The organism is Aeromonas sp. PI_26 (genome assembly GCF_027854445.1).
Lineage (GTDB): Bacteria > Pseudomonadota > Gammaproteobacteria > Enterobacterales > Aeromonadaceae > Aeromonas > Aeromonas veronii.
Genome location: NZ_JAJNOE010000013.1, coordinates 64,378 through 80,996, shown reverse-complemented (window position 1 = coordinate 80,996; position 16,619 = coordinate 64,378). Strand labels below are relative to the sequence as shown.

The 16,619-nt window shown below is 58.8% G+C and carries 17 protein-coding genes; 8 read left to right on the top strand and 9 right to left on the bottom strand.

Annotated features, from left to right (window positions below; genetic code table 11):
- Positions 1-53 precede the first annotated feature (53 nt).
- Together LRL22_RS14460 and mutY are read right to left on the bottom strand one after the other, a co-directional pair.
- On the bottom strand, positions 54-326 hold the full coding sequence (locus LRL22_RS14460; RefSeq protein ID WP_005335828.1) for an oxidative damage protection protein: 273 nt from the start codon (positions 324-326) through the stop codon (positions 54-56).
- Between the two features lie 8 nt (positions 327-334).
- Positions 335-1,387, bottom strand: a complete 1,053-nt coding sequence (gene mutY, locus LRL22_RS14455) for an A/G-specific adenine glycosylase (RefSeq protein WP_270905665.1) — start codon at positions 1,385-1,387, stop codon at positions 335-337.
- Positions 1,388-1,624: 237 nt separating this feature from the next.
- Between mutY and LRL22_RS14450 the strand changes: the two genes are divergently transcribed.
- Complete coding sequence (locus LRL22_RS14450; protein ID WP_270905664.1) at positions 1,625-2,863, top strand: multifunctional CCA addition/repair protein; 1,239 nt, start codon at positions 1,625-1,627, stop codon at positions 2,861-2,863.
- A 117-nt stretch (positions 2,864-2,980) separates the two neighbouring features.
- Here the strand turns inward: LRL22_RS14450 and LRL22_RS14445 are convergent, their stop codons facing one another.
- Complete coding sequence (locus LRL22_RS14445) at positions 2,981-4,579, bottom strand: BCCT family transporter (protein ID WP_270905663.1); 1,599 nt, start codon at positions 4,577-4,579, stop codon at positions 2,981-2,983.
- Between the two features lie 9 nt (positions 4,580-4,588).
- Positions 4,589-5,116, bottom strand: coding sequence for a hypothetical protein (locus LRL22_RS14440; RefSeq protein ID WP_270905684.1), 528 nt, complete (start codon positions 5,114-5,116; stop codon positions 4,589-4,591).
- A 163-nt stretch (positions 5,117-5,279) separates the two neighbouring features.
- Here LRL22_RS14440 and LRL22_RS14435 point away from each other — a divergent pair, with 163 nt between their 5' ends.
- Positions 5,280-5,759 carry a MarR family winged helix-turn-helix transcriptional regulator gene (locus LRL22_RS14435; RefSeq protein WP_101529685.1) on the top strand — a complete coding sequence of 160 codons (480 nt, stop codon included), beginning with the start codon at positions 5,280-5,282 and terminating at the stop codon, positions 5,757-5,759.
- 71 nt (positions 5,760-5,830) lie between these two features.
- On the opposite strand, the gene LRL22_RS14430 is transcribed toward LRL22_RS14435, so the two are convergent.
- Positions 5,831-6,412, bottom strand: a complete 582-nt coding sequence (locus LRL22_RS14430) for a YjaG family protein (RefSeq protein WP_270905662.1) — start codon at positions 6,410-6,412, stop codon at positions 5,831-5,833.
- 162 nt (positions 6,413-6,574) lie between these two features.
- Here LRL22_RS14430 and LRL22_RS14425 point away from each other — a divergent pair, with 162 nt between their 5' ends.
- Entirely contained in the window at positions 6,575-7,519 is a 945-nt protein-coding gene (locus tag LRL22_RS14425) for a D-2-hydroxyacid dehydrogenase (RefSeq protein WP_005363043.1), read from the top strand.
- Between the two features lie 71 nt (positions 7,520-7,590).
- Here LRL22_RS14425 and mepM read toward each other — a convergent pair whose 3' ends face one another.
- Complete coding sequence (gene mepM, locus LRL22_RS14420) at positions 7,591-8,928, bottom strand: murein DD-endopeptidase MepM (protein WP_005354854.1); 1,338 nt, start codon at positions 8,926-8,928, stop codon at positions 7,591-7,593.
- Between the two features lie 260 nt (positions 8,929-9,188).
- Between mepM and LRL22_RS14415 the strand changes: the two genes are divergently transcribed.
- Positions 9,189-10,487, top strand: coding sequence for a LapD/MoxY N-terminal periplasmic domain-containing protein (locus LRL22_RS14415; protein ID WP_270905661.1), 1,299 nt, complete (start codon positions 9,189-9,191; stop codon positions 10,485-10,487).
- The gene (locus LRL22_RS14410) at positions 10,484-11,425 is read left to right on the top strand and encodes a TAXI family TRAP transporter solute-binding subunit (protein WP_236399237.1); all 942 of its coding nucleotides are present in this window, start codon (positions 10,484-10,486) and stop codon (positions 11,423-11,425) included. Before LRL22_RS14415 ends, LRL22_RS14410 begins: the two co-directional genes overlap by 4 nt.
- Here the strand turns inward: LRL22_RS14410 and LRL22_RS14405 are convergent.
- Positions 11,420-12,094: a transglutaminase-like cysteine peptidase gene (locus tag LRL22_RS14405; protein WP_005335848.1), complete on the bottom strand. Its 675-nt coding sequence runs from the start codon at positions 12,092-12,094 to the stop codon at positions 11,420-11,422. The two genes, LRL22_RS14410 and LRL22_RS14405, sit on opposite strands and share 6 nt — an antisense overlap.
- A 67-nt stretch (positions 12,095-12,161) precedes the next feature.
- Positions 12,162-13,094, bottom strand: a complete 933-nt coding sequence (gene znuA / locus LRL22_RS14400; RefSeq protein ID WP_270905660.1) for a zinc ABC transporter substrate-binding protein ZnuA — start codon at positions 13,092-13,094, stop codon at positions 12,162-12,164.
- Positions 13,095-13,187: 93 nt separating this feature from the next.
- On the opposite strand from znuA, the gene znuC reads away from it, so the two are divergent.
- Positions 13,188-13,964 carry a zinc ABC transporter ATP-binding protein ZnuC gene (gene znuC, locus LRL22_RS14395; RefSeq protein WP_042019414.1) on the top strand — a complete coding sequence of 259 codons (777 nt, stop codon included), beginning with the start codon at positions 13,188-13,190 and terminating at the stop codon, positions 13,962-13,964.
- 21 nt (positions 13,965-13,985) lie between these two features.
- Positions 13,986-14,765, top strand: coding sequence for a zinc ABC transporter permease subunit ZnuB (gene znuB / locus LRL22_RS14390; RefSeq protein WP_033115078.1), 780 nt, complete (start codon positions 13,986-13,988; stop codon positions 14,763-14,765).
- A gap of 12 nt (positions 14,766-14,777) precedes the next feature.
- On the opposite strand, the gene LRL22_RS14385 is transcribed toward znuB, so the two are convergent.
- Positions 14,778-15,668: a LysR substrate-binding domain-containing protein gene (locus tag LRL22_RS14385; protein ID WP_040067029.1), complete on the bottom strand. Its 891-nt coding sequence runs from the start codon at positions 15,666-15,668 to the stop codon at positions 14,778-14,780.
- Positions 15,669-15,759: 91 nt separating this feature from the next.
- Here LRL22_RS14385 and LRL22_RS14380 point away from each other — a divergent pair, with 91 nt between their 5' ends.
- Positions 15,760-16,617, top strand: a complete 858-nt coding sequence (locus tag LRL22_RS14380; protein WP_270905659.1) for a DMT family transporter — start codon at positions 15,760-15,762, stop codon at positions 16,615-16,617.
- The last annotated feature ends 2 nt before the right edge of the window (positions 16,618-16,619 follow it).

Below are 16,619 nucleotides of genomic sequence, written 5' to 3'. Positions count from 1 at the left end.
CGCCAGTGTGGCGCCATTCCCGCACCTGTTCACACGTACAACAGCCGGAGAGCTTACTGGGCAGGCGGGGTGTAACCTTCGATCTGCACTTCACCTGCATCAAACAGGTAGCTGACCATCTCTTTTTCCAGCAGTTGGCGATGCTCAAGATTCATCATGTTGAGCTTTTTCTCGTTGATCAGCATCACCTGTTTCTTCTGCCACTCGGCCCAGGCTTCCTTGCTGATGTTGTCAAAAATCCGCTTGCCGAGCTCACCTGGATAGAGTTGGAAATCCAGACCCGGGCCCTCTTTTTTCAGGCGTTGGCAAAATACAGTACGGCTCATGTTGACCTCTATGGTTGTAACTCTGGATAGGCGAGCAGACGGGCCGTGGCGGCCGCCAGCCCCACCTCGGCAGGATGGCGTAAGTTATACCAGAGTCGGTTATCTGCTTCCATGAGCCGCAGCGGCTGCGCCTCATCAATGTCAATCAGCAGCGGCTGAATATCGAGATGGAAGTGGCTGAAGGTATGGCGAAAACCGGCCAGTTCACGATAACTGTGATGGCTCAGGCCGAGGGACGCCAGCAGACCATCCACCTCCGCCAGCGAGGCCACCTGCGGGAAGCAGTAGAGCCCGCCCCAGATCCCCTGTGGCGGCCGCTTCTCCAGCAGCAACTCATCGCCGTGACGGATCAGCAGCATGACGCCGTCACGGGCCGGAATGCTCTTCTTGGGCTTGCTGTTGGGATAAGCGGTAGGCTTGCCTTGCGACAGCCCCTGGCAATCGGCCCGCACCGGACAGCGATCACAGGCAGGCTTGCTGCGGGTGCAGATTGTCGCCCCGATATCCATCATCGCCTGATTGTATTGCGCCACCCCCAGCTTGGGGGTGAGCCGGATGGCGATCTCCCACAGCTCGTTCTCCACCTGTTTTTGACCGGGCCAGCCCGGCAGCGCCAGCCAGCGGGTGAGTACCCGCTTCACGTTGCCATCAAGGATGGCGTGGGGCTGACCCAGAGAGAGCGACAGCACGGCCCCGGCGGTTGAGCGGCCAATCCCCGGCAGCGCCATCACCTCGTCAAAGCGCTCGGGAAAGAGACCATGGTGGTGATCGCGGATCTGCTGGGCCGCCTTGTGCAGGTTGCGGGCCCGGGCGTAGTAGCCCAGCCCAGTCCAGTGGTGCAGCACCTCGTCGACAGGGGCATCGGCCAGCGCCACCACATCGGGGAAGCGCGCCATAAAACGCTGGTAATAGGGGATGACTGTGGCGACCTGGGTCTGCTGCAGCATGATCTCCGAGACCCAGACCCGGTAAGGGGTCTTCTCCTGCTGCCAGGGCAGGGTTTTGCGGCCATGAAGCTGGTACCACTCCAGAACCCGGCTTGCGAAGGTTGATTGATTCACGTTGTTCTCATGTCGTTGATATATGGGGAACTCTGCGGTTCCTTCGGCTCATCTGGCCTGCGCGGGCATAAAGTCATCCCGCAGCATAGTGCCAGCTGTCTGGTGCGGCAGCGTAAGGCCTCGTCACGCCCAAGTCAAAGCCGCGCTGACTGGCGCTGCGGGCAGGTGGTGGTCAGGCAGCAAAGCGGTAACAAAGACGATATACTCGGCCCCACGATTGATGACGGGAGAGACGGTTTGCAGACTTATCTGGTTGGGGGCGCAGTGCGGGATCGCCTGCTGGGATTGCCGCAGGGCGACAGGGATCATCTGGTGGTCGGCGCCACCGTGGAACAGATGCTGGCGCTGGGTTTTACCCAGGTCGGTCGCGACTTTCCCGTGTTTCTTCACCCCAAAACCCAGCAGGAGTATGCCCTCGCCCGTACCGAGCGAAAACAGGGTCAGGGTTACACCGGCTTTGTCTGCCACGCCGCCCCCGATGTGACGCTCGAGCAGGATCTGCTGCGCCGGGATCTCACCATCAACGCCATCGCCGAGGATGATCAGGGCCAGCTCCATGATCCCTACGGTGGCATCAAGGATTTGGAAAAACGGCTGCTGCGCCACGTCTCCCCCACCTTTGCCGAAGATCCGTTGCGCATCCTGCGGGTCGCCCGCTTCGCCGCCCGCTTCCACGCTCAGGGCTTTACCATAGCGCCGGAGACCCTCGCCCTGATGAGCAAGATGACGGCCGCTGGCGAGCTGGCCCACCTCACGCCGGAGCGGGTTTGGAAGGAGCTGGAAAAAGTGCTGCTGGGGCCAACCCCGCAGATCTTTATCGAGGTGCTGCGCCAGTGCGGCGCCCTGAAGGCGCTGTTCCCCGAAATCGACGCTCTGTTCGGCGTCCCCGCCCCGGCCAAGTGGCACCCGGAGATCGACACCGGCATCCACACCCTGATGGTGCTGGAGCAGGCGTGCCGGATCTCCCCCGAGCTGACCGTCCGCTTTGCTGCCCTCTGCCACGACCTTGGCAAGGGAGTAACCCCCAAGGAGTTCTGGCCAAGTCATCACGGTCATGGCCAGAAGGGGCTGCCGCTTATTCGCGCCCTGTGCGAGCGGTTCCGGGTTCCCAACGAGTGCCGGGATCTGGCGCTGCTGGTGAGCGATCTGCACACCCACATCCATATCGCCTTTGAGCTCAAGCCCGCCACCCTGCTCAAGGTGTTCGACAAGGCTGATGCCTGGCGTCGCCCCGAGCGCTTTGCCCAGCTGCTGGATGCCTGCCGCGCCGACTTCCACGGCCGCACAGGTTTCGAGGAGCGGGTCTACGCCGAGCCTGACTATGTGGCCGAAGCGCTGGCTGCCGCCCAGGCAGTGCCGGTGAAAGAGATAGTGGCGGCCGGTTACAAAGGGGAAGAGATTAAGGAGCAGCTGGCTAAAAAGCGCACTGATGCCATCAGCCGCATCAAGGATGAGTGGACCTTTATCGAGGAGTAACCTCGGCCCCATAACAGACGGCCGCCTTGACGATGAGATCCGCAAGGAGAACATCGCCAGGGCGGCCGTTTTGCATCCAGATTGATATGTGAGGGGCGCTAACCCCTGCTGGTGCCGTTATGCCGGACCAATTCGCTCCATCAGGCTCATATGGGATGAGCCATCGTGGCGCTTGAGATTCTGGCGATACTCGAACTGGCGCTGGCTCTCCTGTTTGAGCCCCAGAATCAGCGAATAGCACATGGCCAGCATGATCACCGAGAAGGGCAGCGCGGCTATGATGCTGGCCGCCTGCAAGGCCGCCAGGCCGCCGGAAACCAGCAGGATAGCGGCAACCAGCCCCTGCCCCAGACCCCATACGGCGCGGTGCAGCACCGGCGGATCCTGATCACCGATGGAGAGCAGGGTGGTGATGACCAGCGTGCCCGAGTCACTGGAGGTGATGAAGTAGGTGCAGATGAGCAGGGTCAACACAGCCTTGGCGATCCAGCCGAAGGTATCCCAATGCAGCAGCTCGACCGTCTTGTAGAGCGCCAGCGTCACATCCTGATTGACCGCAGCGACCACGCCGCCACCACCAAACAGCTCCAGATTCATCGCCGTACCGCCAAACACGGTGAGCCAGAACATGCCGAGCAGCGAGGGCACCAGCAGCACACCGAGCACAAACTCGCGGATAGTACGCCCCTTGGAGATGCGGGCGATAAACATGCCGACAAACGGCGCCCAGGCAATCCACCAACCCCAGTAAAACGCCGTCCAGCTCGACTGCCAGGCCGAGGTGCCGTTGGCCTCGGTGTTGGTCCAGAAGCTCAGTTTGACGATGTTCTGCAGGTAATCACCGATGTTCTGTACATAGGCGTTGAGGATATAGGTGGTCGGCCCCAGCACCAGAAAGAGCGCGAGCACGAAAACACTCAGCCAGATATTGAGCTCGGAGAGGAGCTTCACTCCGCGCCCGACCCCGGAGACCGCCGAGAGGGTGGCGATCAGGCTGATGCCGCCAATCAGCCAGAGCTGGTTGGACTGCGACACCGCCATACCAAACATCTGGTTGAGGCCGGTATTCATCTGGGAGACCCCCAGACCAAGGGAGGTTGCCACCCCGAACACGGTGCCGAACACCGCCAGCACATCGGCCGCATGGCCCCAGAAGCCGTAAATCCGCTCGCCAAGAATGGGGTAAAGCACGGAGCGGATCGCCAGCGGCAGCTTGCGCCGGTAGCTGAAGAAGGCGAGCGACAGGCCGACGATCACATAGATGGCCCAGGGGTGCAGGCCCCAGTGGAAGAAGGTGAGGCGCATGGCGATCTGGGCCGCCTCCGGGGTCATCCCTTCGGTAATAAAAGGGTTGCCCTGCAGATGGTTCATCGGCTCGGCGATGCTCCAGAACACGAGACCGATCCCCATGCCAGCGCTAAAGAGCATGGAGAACCAGGCGAAGTAGCCGAACTCCGGTACCTGGTCGTCGTCACCCAGCCGGATGCTGCCAAAACGGCTGAACATCAGGTAGACAGCGAAGAACAGGAACAGGGCGACCACCAGAATGTAGTACCACTTGAACCCGGCAATAATCTGATCCTTGGCACCGACAAACCAGGCGGCCGCGGTATCGGGAACAAATACGCCAAACAGCAAAAACAGGGTGATCACGGTGAGGGCCGTCATGGCCATGGTGGGGTTGAGGCCTTTCAATAGCCCTTTGCTTGCTCGCATCCAGCCTCCTTAGTCGTAGTTGAAAAAGTCTTCGCCCACATGATCACCGGCCCCGCCGATGGCGCGATAGACCAGCTTGCCAGCTGCTTGTTCGCGGTGATCCACCAGCGAAACCGAGGGCTGGCCATTCACGGCGTGACGCTTGCCAAGGAAGATGGCCATGGGGACGCCCAGATTGGAGATACCGCTGGTGATCCAGAGGCGATTGAAGTCGTAAGAGCCACCGATGAACTCCAGCTGGGCCAGGCCGGTATCGAGGCCGGTCAGATAGAAGTTCATGGCACTTTCGTCAGGAAAGAGGTGCACCAGCACATAGGCGTAGCGCAATTCATTCACCAACTCCTTTAGGTTGAAAGTACCTGTCTCACTGCAAGAGAGGGGTAACTCACCATCATAGTGGTGTACCTTGAGGTTGTTCGGGTCTTCATCATAGGCAGGCTGATAGCGCACAAAAGCCGAGGTATCCGGCAGTTCATAGCGCACTCTGACCACACGTAACTCGGCCACCAGAGACTTGATATCCAGCTCGTCATTCATCATTTCGCTCCTCAAATGTCAGGGTGAATTCCGTGAAATGCCCGTCAACCTAACACAAAATTAGTTAGAGCAGAAATTATTACAGCAAAAACCATATTGACCTTGAGACGAATTAGGCGGAAAATTTTGCCCCTCTCCATAGCCCTCCAATGACGCACACCCCATGGAAAAACATGATGAAGTGCTGGTCGCCCTGCGCCAGATTATTCGTGCCATCGACATGCACTCTAGGCGCTTAATCAAAGAAGCCGGGCTAACCTCCCCGCAACTTTTGCTGCTCAAAGGGATCGACGAGTTGGGACAGATCTCCATGCGCCAGCTGGCCGATCACACCAACATGAGCCAGGCCACCGCCACCACCATCATGGACCGATTGGAGAGCCGCCAACTGGTGCAGCGCGTTCGCAGCAATACCGACAAGCGCAAGGTTCACGCGACACTGACTGACGCAGGCCGCGCCCTGCTGGCCCAGGCCCCGACCCCGCTGCAAGAGCGCTTCATCCAGCGTTTTCAAGCACTGGAAACGTGGGAACAGACCCTGCTGCTCTCCTCGCTGCAGCGCATTTCCGCCATGATGAATGCAGACGAAATCGATGCCGCCCCGGTGCTGAGCGTCAGACCCCTCACCGAAGAGCAGGCATAAGCTGCTGAACAATTTCAGGCATAAAAAAAGCTCCCGAAAGGGAGCTTTGTTCTATCAGGGGTCGTAGAGGATTACTCTTCCAGGCTGATCCCGATATTGGAGACGCCATCCTGAGAGGCGAATGCTCTGATGGCCAGGATACGATCGCTGTCGCGCTCATGGGCAACCCGCTTGAGCAGTTCAACCTGGAACTCCAGCTCGGCTTCCATGTACTCGTGCTCGTAGAGCTCATCTTCGGTCAGATCCCGTTCTTCCAGCAGCTCGATAAAACCGGCCACGGTACCGACTGACGCATGGCTGGCATCGTTGGCCTCTTCGCCGACCCGGCAGATCACCGAGTTGTAGGCGCAGCCCAGCGCAACACAGGCATCCAGCGCGGGATAGGCACCGTAGGATTCAAACTTGCGGGGATCCGGAATGTGAGACTCGAACTCTTCGAGAATGGCCCCCAGATTGACCCGGGATCCCTTGACGGTGAGGTAGACCCACATCTGATCCAGCGCATGCCGGAAAGCGCCAGCATTGCCAAAGCCGGAGGCCTGACAGAACAGGGCATAGTTGGGGTACATGCGCTCTGCCAGCGCCAGGGTGTAGACGGTCTGTTGCCAAGGCTGTAGCTCGGCCAGTCGCTTATAAAACTTGTCACCAAACACTGGAGTCGGATCCTTTGCAAAATGTGGGGCAGATTGTAGCCCACGAGGCGCGCGGCGAAAACGAAAAAGCGCCCTGGTCGGCTATGTTGCGATATGAAGTCAGGTAAGATGGGTCGAGAGCGGCATCTTGTTGCGCCGCAAATTCTGATAAGGAACAAGAGTATGAGCCAACGTACCCTTCTTTTGCTCAGCCAGGATAATGCTCACTACGAACGGCTGCTCAAGGCCGCCAATCTCCCCCATCTGCGCATTCTGCGAGCCGATAACCAGAGCGATGCCGAGAAGCTGATCGGCGAAGCCCATATTCTGATGGCCGAACCGGCCCGTGCCAAACCGCTGCTGCCCAAAGCCAACAAGCTGAGCTGGTTCCAGTCCACCTATGCGGGAGTCGATGTGCTGCTCGACCCTGACAGTCGCCGTGACTACCAGCTCACCAATGTGCGCGGCATCTTCGGCCCGCTGATGAGCGAGTATGTCTTTGGTCATCTGCTCAGCCTGATGCGCCAAATCCCCCTTTATCGGGAACAGCAGAAACAGCGACTGTGGCAAAGCCACCCCTATCAGGGCCTCAAGGGGCGCACCATGCTGATCTTGGGGACCGGCAGCATTGGTCAGCATATTGCCCACACCGGCAAACATTTTGGCATGAAGGTGCTGGGCATCAGCCGCAGCGGTCGGGAGCGAGCCGGGTTTGATCAGGTTTATCAGCTACCTGCGCTCAACAAAATGCTGGCGCAGGCCGATGTCATCGTCAGCGTGCTGCCAGCCACCCGCGATACCCGTCATCTGTTCAATGCCGCCCGCTTCGAACATTGCAAACCGGGCGCCATCCTGTTCAACGTTGGCCGTGGCAGCGCCGTGCACTCTGGCGATCTGCTCACCGCACTGCGTACCGGCAAGCTGGCGATGGCGGTGCTGGATGTGTTCGAGCAGGAGCCGCTGCCCGCCGACAGTCCGCTGTGGGGCCAACCCAACCTCATCGTCACCCCCCATAACAGCGCCTACAGCTTCCCGGATGATGTGGCCCAGATCTTTGTGCGCAACTACATCCGCTTTATCGATGGCCAGCCACTGGATGGCAAGATCGACTTCGACAAGGGTTATTGACCCTCACTGCGCATGTAAAAAGGCCCCGCCAATCTGGCGGGGCCTTTCATTTCAGGCTGTGACGACAGGAATCAACCCGCTGCCAGCTCCTTGCGATAGCTCTTCACCTTGGCAAGGAACTGACGACGCTCCTTGCCGCTCAGGGGTTCAGCCATAGGCAGCTTGGCGGTCATGGCATTGACCGGGCGGTTGTTGATCCGCAGCTCGTAGTGCAGGTGAGCACCGGTCGAGCGACCGGTGTTGCCGGAAAGGCCGATCTTGTCGCCCATCTTCACTCGCTGACCGGTTTTGACCAGCAGCTTGCTCAGGTGCAGATAACGAGTAGAGAGAGTACGGCCATGCTTGATGACGATATAGGTACCCGCCAGCGGGTGGCTGGTTGCCTTCTGGACGATACCATCGCCAGTCGCCAGCACTGGCGTGCCCACCGGCACCGCAAAGTCGGTACCCTCGTGAGGACGCACCATACCGGTTACCGGATGTTTGCGGGCCGGGTTGAAATTGGAGCTGATCCGATAGCGGCTGTGGGTCGGGTAGCGGCGGAATCCGCGCTCCAGACTGTTGCCCTGACCGTCGTAATAGTTGCCGTCATCGGAGAGCCAGGCCGACACCGTCTTGCCTTGGCTGGTCACTTCCACACCCAGCAGCTGGCTGTTGCCAGTGCTTTTGCCTTCCACCGTCTCCTGGCGTACCAGCACTTTGAACTTGTCGCCCTTCTGCAGATCCTTGGCGAAATTCATCCGCCACTGGAACAGGTTGGCAATTTTCTGGATATGGTTGGCCGGAATCCCCGCATTGCGGGCACTGACATAGAAGCTGCCGTTGATCACGCCGTTGTAACGCTGCGGTTGCCACTCGACCTTCTCATTGATCATGGAGGCGGTATAGGCATCATCGCTGCGCGCCATCACCAGCGTCTGCTTGATGTTCAGGCGGATTTTGAGTTGCTGCAGGATGTTGTCCTGATCGATCAGCAGCTCGATATTCTGGCCCGGCTTGAGGCGCGCCAGATAGTTCTTGTTGTCCGCGTCCAGCACCTTGTAAAGGGTGGTGGTGGAGAGACCGAGATTGTTAAAAATGGCGGTCAGGTTTTCGCCGTTGCGGACCCGGTAATCCTGCCACTGGGGGGTGGTGTCAACCGGGATGTCGTCATCCGGCGCACTTTGATCAACCAGTTCGTGATCGGGAATTTCGTTAAAGTCGGTGTTGTTTTCGTTGGTTGCCGTACCTGCGGTATCAATGGGCAACTCAAGACGCAGCGGCCGCTCAAGGATGTCACCCGGAGCTGGCAATAATGCCACTGCTGACAGGGTCATGGCCGTCAGCATCAGCATGGCGTAAAAGTGTTTGCGGGGAACCGGTGGTTCCCAATTGGCAGCCTGTACTACCAAGGGACGGAGACGTTTCATCCGCTATCCTGTATTTAGATCTAAAGAGTGTGAGTTGCGATGTCAGTTGTGACAAAACCGTATAAAACTGTTTGTTGGACACAAATAGTTACAAATAGTTCATCACAATCTGCATGAACCTCACATTTTATGCATAACCCGCCCGGATGGGCAGAAATGATCGTCTTTTTTAACCATTTTTTCCTATTTTTAAGAACCGGGTCGGATTCGATACTGAATAGAAACCTGAAATGTTGCGATAACTTTTCCATGGAGTGGATATGTCGTTAGCAAAACTGTTAATCAGAATAATTGTCGTCCTGTTCCTGATCGGTGCAGCGCTGCTGTTTGCACTGGAAGTCACGACGGTCCGCCAATCCATCCTCGACCAGATGTCAGCCAACCTGGAAACCGCCATCACCGCTCTCGGGCTGGTGCTGCAAGGAACCCTGCTTAATGACGACAATGTGCTGGCCGAGACCATCGTCAATGCCATGTTCGATGGCGGCTTCGTCAGCTCGGTCACCCTGATCGATCCTGATGGCCAGTTGCTGTTTCAGAAGGTCTTCCACTCTACCCAGCAAAATGTCCCCGGCTGGCTTCCCTCGGTTATCGGCATGCCCCCCGTCAAGATTGAGCAAGAGTTGACCGATGGCTGGCGCATGCTGGGCACTCTGACCCTTGAGGGGCATAGCGGCTACGCCTATCAGCATCTGTGGAATGCCATCAGTCGCACCGGTCTGGCGCTGCTGGCGGGCCTCGTCGTATTTACCCTGATCATCTCCCTGGTGTGCCAACGCCTGCTGCAGCCCCTGGAGCAGATCAACCTGCAGTTGATCCGTATCCGCAAACACCAGTTCAACAGCACCTTGCCCACTCCCTGGTTGCAAGACCTCAAAGAAGTGGCACTTTCCATCAACCAATTGGTTTCCGAACGCAAACGGGATCTGCTGCAACAACGACTCAAAATCACCCAGCTGGGAAAACAGCTGCCACTGACGCCCCCACAGCCGCTGCAAGGAGTGAGCCCGCTGCCGGAAGGTGGGCAACTGCAAAAATTTGTCTCCACACAAGGGGAGATCGCGCTCTATGAGCGTTTCTTGCCCAGTCAGCCCCTCGGTGCCGACAGCGATCTCGCAACCATCCAGAGCGCCCTGCAACAATGGCAGCACTCTCATATAGAGGGGATCTTGCTGCCCCTCTCCCTGCTCAATCATCCGCAATGGTCAGAAATCGTACCTCTGCTAAGCCAGGGTCGCGGCAAGACACTGGATTGGCGCTGGGATGTAGCCACATTCCCGGCCCATGGCCAAGCCACATTGGCTGCGTTGCAGGAACAGGGGTGTGAGCTCGCCTTCAGCGCCATTCCCCTCAATGCGGATACCTTCAATCAACTTGACCCACTCAATCCCATTTTTATCAGCTGTCAGCTGACCGATGCGCCGCTCTACTGGAATCTGCTCTCCCAAACCATGCATGCCGCCGGTTATACCCTGCTGGCAGAATCGGGAGAGTGTCGCGACATCGACAAACTGCGGACCTGGGGTATCGATGGTTATGCCAAGGAGGCGCAATCATGAAGAAGCTCGCCATGCTTTTGCCCCTGCTGTGGCAACCCGGCCTGATGGCTGAAACCGTCACTATCACCACCGGGGGTGAGCAGGGGATTTATCACCAGATAACCAAAGAGTTTTGCCGTCTGGCCCATGAGGTTGATGAGCAACTTGCGTGCACACTGCAGAGCTCATCGGGTTCAATAGAAAACCTGAAGCGGCTGAAGAGTGGCGAGACCTCCTACGCCATGGTGCAATCAGACTGGCTATATCAGGCAAGCCAGGGCTTGGGCCCTTTTGCCACGCAGCCGCAACCTGAGCTGCGCGCCCTGTTTGCCACCCATGCCGAGCCCTTCACCATAGTGATCCGTGCCGATGGCGATATCACTTCACTGGAACAGCTCAAGCTCGCCCCCATCGACATGGGGTTGAAGAGCTCGGGAACCCGCCAGACGGCGCTGACCCTGTTCAACATCTTGGGAGCGAAAGAACAGGATCTCGATCTAAAGAGCATGGCCAACCTGCCGGATGCGCTCTGCAGCAAACAGATCGACGCATTTGCACTGGTGATGGGACACCCGAACCGGATTGTGCTCGACACCGCCAAACGCTGCGCGGTCAGTTTCCTCCCCATCGATGGGGCCACCCGTGATCAGCTACTCAAAGGGGTCAAATATTACCAACGTAGTCAGGTGCCCGCCCGCATCTACCCCGGCAATCTGAAGGCGACCCCCACCTTTGCCATTGCCGCCACCCTGGTCACCAATGCAAACATGCCGGAAGAGTCTGTCTATCGTCTGACCAAGGCCATGCTGACCCAGCAGACCAAGTTCAATGAGCAGACTTATGGCTACGCCAATATGTTTCACCGGGCACGCAATAAAACCGGCCCAGTACTGAGTATTGAGCAGCATCCGGGCGCGGCTAAATATTTCGAGGAGCTGAAAGCGGCAGGCAAGCTATAGCTGGCGACGGGGAGAGCGCAGTTGCTCGCTGGAGAAACGGGTCTTCATCGATGTCCACTGCGCCAGCCGATCGGCACTCCCCGCCAGCGTCCCTTCCCGCCGTGACTTCATGATCCAGATGCTTTTGGCATCGAAGCTGTAGACGGGGATGAGATCGGTTCGCTTGCTGCCCGGCAGGATCCGGCTGTTGATGTTGTCGAGCACCAGTGGATCAGCCTTGGGCGTCGGAAAATAGAGAGTCACCATGTGGAACTGGTTGTAACGCACCGCCTTGACGTAGGCCAGCCGCAGCTTCTTCTCATCCACCCCCAACTCCATCAGGGTGTAGTACTTGGAGATGCTGTAATCCTCGCAATCCCCCCCCCGGGCGCCGATGAACTCCAGCGGATTGGCCCAGTAATCCTCATCTCCCCACAGCTTGGGATCCTCGCTGTAGGTCAGATTGTTGAAGTAGTTGTTCACCAGCTCGATCTTCTGCTGGTCGGTTGTACCCGCTCTGGGGGTGAGCAGGCGAGAGAATGCCTCGGCCCGCTGGATGGCCCGGCCACCATACACTTCCTGCAGCTTGGCCCGCAGATCCGGACTGGCAATATATTCGGAAAGACGCGAAGCCTGCACGTTGGCGCAACATAGCGCCAGAGTACAGGCCGGGATCAACAACCATTTCATACCGGACACTCCATGTCAGATGCTGGAGGTCAGTATAGCCCCTCCGGATGAGAGGCTCAGCCGCTGATCAGCGACATTGGGCAAATGCGTCTGCCAGTTGCTGCATGAATTGGGGATAACCATCCGGGCCGAGCGGTACCTGTTCACCCACCTCATCAAGCAACAGCACCTTGGCGCCGGTATTGCGTGCCACCGATTCGATCACAGCCGGTGAGAATTGCGGCTCGGCATAAATGCAGCTCGCCTGCTTCTCTTCCAGTGCCTTGCGGATATCCACCAGGGTCTTGGCGCCCGGGCGACGCTCAGGGCTCACGGTAAAGTGACCCTTTGAACTCATGCCGTAGTGGCGCTCCCAGTAGCCATACGCCTCGTGGAATACAAAGTACCCCTTCTCATTCACCGCCTTCATTTGGCCAGCAATCACCTTGTCTTTGGCATCCACTGTGGTATCAAATGCCGCGAGGTTGGCGTCATAGCGAGCCTGATTGGCCGGATCCAGCTTGCCCAATTCACTTGCGATCGCCTTGGCAATCACTTTGGCCTGCGTCGGGCCAAGCCAGATATGGGGATCGACCCCTTCGTGATGATGTCCTTCATGCCCTTCATCATGGTCACCGTGCTCGTGGGCAGCATGATCGTGATCATCATGGTCATGGGAGTCATGACTATCCTGAGTCGCGTAGTTGAACAGCGGCATCCCCTCAACCTGAGTCAGGGCCAGAGCATGGGGATGATTGGCCAGCGGCTTGGCCATAAACCCTTCCAGCTCTGGGCCAACCCATACCACCAGATCGGCACTATTGATGTTGCGAATATCGGAGGGACGCAGGGAAAAATCGTGGGGAGAGGCGCCGGTCGGCAGCAATACCTTGGGCTCGCTCACCCCGTCAGTGATCGCCGCGGCGATGAAGCCAAGGGGCTTGATGGTGGTCAGTACCTCAATGGCACGAACAGGCAAACTCACCGCCAGCAGGGCAGTGAAAAGCGCAATAATTCTCATTGGTGAATCTCGTCAGGGGGTGAGTATGTGATAATATAACAGCCGCTTTTTGTTATATTATAACTCTCACTGGCTGTAAACCCCGGAGTTGTCATGAGCCAACTGGTAGAGCTGAAAGAGGTCTCTCTCTCGTTTGATGGACGCTCTGTGCTCGACAAGGTCTCCTTTACCCTCAATAAAGGCAAAATCACCACACTAGTCGGCCCCAACGGGGCGGGCAAGAGCACCCTGAGCAAGCTGGTGCTGGGCCTGCTCACGCCGGATTCAGGCAAGATCACCCGCAGCCGCGATCTGAGAGTCGGCTATGTACCGCAGCGCCTCTATCTGGATCCCACCTTGCCGCTGACGGTGCGTCGCTTCCTGCAACTGGGCAAAAATAGCCGCCTCTCCATCGAGGAAGCTCTGGCCCGGGTGGGCGCAGAGGGATTGCTGGAAAACCGGATGCAAAAACTCTCCGGCGGTGAGATGCAGCGGGTGCTGCTGGCCCGCGCCCTGCTGGTCAAGCCCGAGCTGCTGGTACTGGACGAGCCGGTGCAGGGTGTGGATATCAATGGCCAGATCGAACTCTACGCCCTGATCGGCCAACTCGCCGCCGAGTTCAATTGCGCCGTGCTGATGGTCTCCCACGACCTGCATCTGGTGATGGCCAGCACCCACGAGGTGATCTGCCTCAATCGCCACGTCTGCTGTCATGGCGAGCCGGAAAGCGTGGCCCGCCACCCCGAATTTGCCCGTCTGTTCGGGCGACCGGAGCAGGAGGTGCTGGCGGTCTATACCCACCATCACCACTGCGACGGCGAACACCATCATCATGAACCGCAGGCCCCCGTCATCCGCCTGCCTTCTCGCAACAACGCTCACAGCAAATAGCGCAAGCAACAGGACATTCAAGTGGACAGCTTTCTGTTATACGCCCTCGCGGCCGGTCTCGGCATCGCCCTGCTGGCCGGCCCCCTCGGCAGCTTCGTGGTATGGCGCAAGATGGCCTATTTTGGCGACACCCTCTCCCATGCCTGTCTGTTTGGCATCGCGCTGGGCATCCTGCTGCAGGTCGATCTCACCCTGGCGGTGGTGGTCTGCTGCCTCGCCATGGCGATGCTGTTGGTGATCATGAGCCGCAACCAGCAGGTCGCGACCGATACCCTGCTCGGCATTCTGGCCCACAGCGCCCTGTCCCTCGGTCTGGTTACCTTGAGTTTTATGGATAACGTGCGGGTGGATCTGATGGCCTACCTGTTTGGCGACCTGCTCTCGGTACAACCGATGGATCTGCTCTGGATCTACGGCGGTGGCGCACTGGTGCTGCTCACCCTGTGGCGACTGTGGGATCCCCTGCTCTCCATGACCATCTCGGAAGAGCTGGCACGGGTAGAAGGGATCCGGGTCGACGTGTTGCGCTGCGTACTGATGCTGCTGATCGGGCTGGTGATTGCCGTGGCGATGAAATTTGTCGGCGCGCTGATCATCACCTCCCTGCTGATCATCCCCGCCGCCACCGCCCGCCGCTTCAGCCAGACGCCGGAGCAGATGGCCGGCTTTGCCGCGCTGATTGGCTGCCTCGCCGTGCTGGGTGGATTGACCCTCTCCTGGTATCAAGATACTCCTGCAGGGCCTTCTGTCGTCGTCTGCGCCACCAGCCTGTTTGTGCTGAGCCAGTTCAAAAAAGCCTGATAACCCAGGCAATTACAACGGCATGCTCTGGCGTGTCTCCATCATCAGCCACTGGCGCAACCGGCTGATGGCGGGCTCATGGGCCCGCGAGCGCTTGCAGGTGAAATAGAAGGCATCCCCCGTCTCCAGCTGGTGTACCGGCAAAGCCACCAGCTGGGGATCATCGGGCCGCAACATGTAGTCATTCACGAACGCCACCCCCTGATCCCAGGCCGCCGCCTCCATCGCCAACAGCACATGGCTGAAGTGGTGCATCCGTGCCTCGTCCGGAATAACCAGCCCGCCGGCCTTGGCCCAGCGCTGCCAATCCTCCCCCCGCGCCTTGTAGATGGACTGCACCGACAGCAGCGGCAACTGCCAGATGGCCTCAGGCCACTCCCCGCTGATCTGCTGCAACAGGCGGCGACTACAGACCGGAAAGAGCCGCTCCTGATAGATAAGATCGTGGCAGTAGCCCCGTCCGTGGGGTGAGACTGTGATAAAGCAATCCGCCACCCTATCAGATAGCTCAGGATCTTCCGCCACCATCTCCAGACTCAAGTCCAGCTCGGGGTAGAGCTGGCGCAATCCAGCCAACCGCGGGATCAGCCACTTAACCGCAAACGAGCTGTAGACCGCGAGGCGCAACCGCATCTCGCCGCCACCGCGCAGCTGTTCGCTGCTCTGGGCAATCTGGCTAAGCCCGGCAGCAATCCCTTCGAAGTAGCTCTCCCCCTGGGTTGTCAGCGAGAGCAACCGCCCCTGACGCAGCAGCAACCGCTCCCCCAGAAAATCCTCCAGCAGGCGGATCTGGTGGCTGACCGCACTCTGGCTGACGTTCAATTCAAGGGCGGCACGGGAGAAGCTGAGCAGCCGGGCCACCACCTCGAAATATTGCACCGCACGCAGGGGAGGAAGCTTCATTATCTAAATGTCTCATGAGTGGTCATTTTTTATCATTTTACTGGATATCAACCGGCACGCTACCCTCCGCCCATCTGAAGTGGGAGGTGGTATGAATGCAGTAGGGATCGGCATCCTTTATCTGGTGCTGGGCAATATGGTGGCGGTCTTTTCCGATGCGCTGGTCAAGGTGCTGGAGCCGGATCAGCCCATCTTCCAGTTTGTCTTTTTCCGCCAGCTCTCGGCCGCCATTCTGCTGATGCCCTGGCTGCTCTGGTCATGGCGCCGCAATCCACCGGTGGCCATCAAGTGGCACCTGCTGCGGGCCCATATCTGGGCGGTCGGCGTCTGCCTGATGGTAGTGGCCCTCACCCGCTTGCCGCTCGCCACTGCCAATGCCCTCTTCTATGCCGCCCCCCTGATGATGGTGCCGCTGGCGGTGTGGATGGCGGGGGAAGCGATCTCGCGCCAGAAGGTGCTGACCGCGGTTATCGGGTTTATCGGGGTATTGATCGTGCTGCGCCCGACCGAAGTGAACTGGGCCGCACTGGCGGCGCTCGGGGTGGCGCTGTCGATGGCGCTCAACAACCTGCTGATCAAGCGGATCCCGCTCAAGCAGCCCATCGCCCAGACCCTGTTTTTCACCAACGTGCTGAGCATGCCCTTTATCCTGGTGCTGGCATTGTGGGAAGGGGGCGACTGGCAGTGGCAGATGTGGTGGCCCGCCTTCGGCTCCTCGGTGCTGATCATGGTCTATGCGGGATTGTGCGTAGTGGCCTATCGCAAGGCGGAGGCGAGCAAGATCGCCTCGGCGGAGTACACCGGTCTGCTGATGGCGGTGGCCATCGGGGTATGGTTGTTTGACGAGCAGCCGGGCCTGCCGCTGCTGCTGGGCTGTATCTGCATCGTCCTGCCGCTCATCGCCATGGCGCGCAGCAAGCCAAAACCGCTGGCCGAGCCGGCGGTTTAAGC

Bases quoted from the DNA above. Each gene is read 5' to 3' on its own strand.
- znuC (WP_042019414.1), top strand. From the start codon at position 13,188: ATGAGCCAACTGGTAGAGCTGAAAGAGGTCTCTCTCTCGTTTGATGGA.
- LRL22_RS14410 (WP_236399237.1), top strand. From the start codon at position 10,484: ATGAAGAAGCTCGCCATGCTTTTGCCCCTGCTGTGGCAACCCGGCCTG.
- mepM (WP_005354854.1), bottom strand. From the start codon at position 8,928: ATGAAACGTCTCCGTCCCTTGGTAGTACAGGCTGCCAATTGGGAACCA.
- LRL22_RS14445 (WP_270905663.1), bottom strand. From the start codon at position 4,579: ATGCGAGCAAGCAAAGGGCTATTGAAAGGCCTCAACCCCACCATGGCC.
- znuA (WP_270905660.1), bottom strand. From the start codon at position 13,094: ATGAGAATTATTGCGCTTTTCACTGCCCTGCTGGCGGTGAGTTTGCCT.
- LRL22_RS14380 (WP_270905659.1), top strand. From the start codon at position 15,760: ATGAATGCAGTAGGGATCGGCATCCTTTATCTGGTGCTGGGCAATATG.
- LRL22_RS14415 (WP_270905661.1), top strand. From the start codon at position 9,189: ATGTCGTTAGCAAAACTGTTAATCAGAATAATTGTCGTCCTGTTCCTG.
- LRL22_RS14435 (WP_101529685.1), top strand. From the start codon at position 5,280: ATGGAAAAACATGATGAAGTGCTGGTCGCCCTGCGCCAGATTATTCGT.
- LRL22_RS14425 (WP_005363043.1), top strand. From the start codon at position 6,575: ATGAGCCAACGTACCCTTCTTTTGCTCAGCCAGGATAATGCTCACTAC.
- LRL22_RS14385 (WP_040067029.1), bottom strand. From the start codon at position 15,668: ATGAAGCTTCCTCCCCTGCGTGCGGTGCAATATTTCGAGGTGGTGGCC.
- LRL22_RS14405 (WP_005335848.1), bottom strand. From the start codon at position 12,094: ATGAAATGGTTGTTGATCCCGGCCTGTACTCTGGCGCTATGTTGCGCC.
- LRL22_RS14460 (WP_005335828.1), bottom strand. From the start codon at position 326: ATGAGCCGTACTGTATTTTGCCAACGCCTGAAAAAAGAGGGCCCGGGT.
- LRL22_RS14440 (WP_270905684.1), bottom strand. From the start codon at position 5,116: ATGAATGACGAGCTGGATATCAAGTCTCTGGTGGCCGAGTTACGTGTG.